1 protein-coding gene is annotated in these 1,199 nt (G+C 66.4%); it reads right to left on the reverse strand.

The genetic code is table 11. The annotated features are described in order from the left end of the window. Positions 1-1,199, reverse strand: a 1,199-nt coding sequence (locus tag D7V93_RS45695) for a hypothetical protein (protein ID WP_208723355.1), incomplete at both ends; no start/stop codon positions are given.

Raw genomic sequence — 1,199 nt, forward strand, 5'->3', positions numbered from 1 at the left:
TCGTGCTTGCGTCCTGCTTCTTGCCACGACTGCCCTGGGAGGGCTTCTCGGGCGCGTCTGGATCCGGGACGGGCACCGTGGGCTCGGGGTCGGGCGGAGTCTTGTGAACCGCCCCCAGGAGCGCCCCCAACCAGGGCGGCAGCAGGGCGTTCGGCTCGGCGGTGAACGCGTGGAGCCGGCGCTGCATGGAGAGGTCCAGCTCGTGGAGCTCCAGCGCCCATCCCTTCGCCTGATACTCCTCGTGCCTGCGATACAGCTCCAGCAGCCAGGTGGACAGGCCCGAAGTGCTCTCCGTGTCGTCGTGCTTCAGATAGTCGTGGATCTTCTCCAGGTCCTTGATCGTGAAGCCTCGCTCCTTGGCCCGGGCCCTCTTCCAGTCCCAATCCTTGCGAACGCCGTAGAGCGGCCCGGGAATGTAGTTCTCCTTGTGGTCCGACAGCGGCAACTCCACCCAGGGCGGCTTGCTCTCGGACTTGTTCTGGCTGGCGTCCTCGGTGACCCATTGCCCGGTGAGGGAGGGAACGCGGTCCTCGATCACGATCCGGTCGTAGCCAATGCCTGCCTTCTGGTTCGAGTGCCAGGCCTCCATGCGGCTTGCCTGCAGGTTGCCCGCCTCCTCCATGTAGCGAACCTGGTGGCCCAGGAGCACGAAGGCCTCCAGGTTGCCGCTGCGTGAGCCCAGGTGCTTCAACGCACCGATCTGGGCCAGGTACTCGAAGAGCAGGAACTGCGCCTGGCGGCCCGCGTCGGGGAAGAACTTCTTCCAGTCTCCTTCGCCCCAGAACTCCACCAGGTTGATCACCCGGCCCCGGCCCACCGCGGCAATCGTGTCGTACTTCTTGGGTTCCCGGGCCTGATCTCCGACGATCAGCACGACGTACCCTTCGGCGAGCGCCAGGTGGATCATCTGCCGCATGGCCGTGAAGCTGGTGTCGTGCTGTGCGTGCGGGCCGCCGCGCTTGCCGCTGAACCTGGACCAGAGCGCCAGGTAGCGCTTGGACGAGGGCACCCCCCGGCCGTTGAGGAACCTTTCAATCTTCTCCCTGTTGGAGCTCCCGCCGACGGTGGCCTGCTGCACGTCCACCTTCCAGAGCAGCTTCATCTGCTCGTGGCTCCGCTGGGGACTCCAGGTCTCCGCGGTGCTGGAGGTGGCGGCGGAGATGGGGAACTGGAGGTCCGGCGTCCTCAGGGCCTGTGGG

This window comes from Corallococcus llansteffanensis (assembly GCF_003612055.1).
GTDB lineage: Bacteria > Myxococcota > Myxococcia > Myxococcales > Myxococcaceae > Corallococcus > Corallococcus llansteffanensis.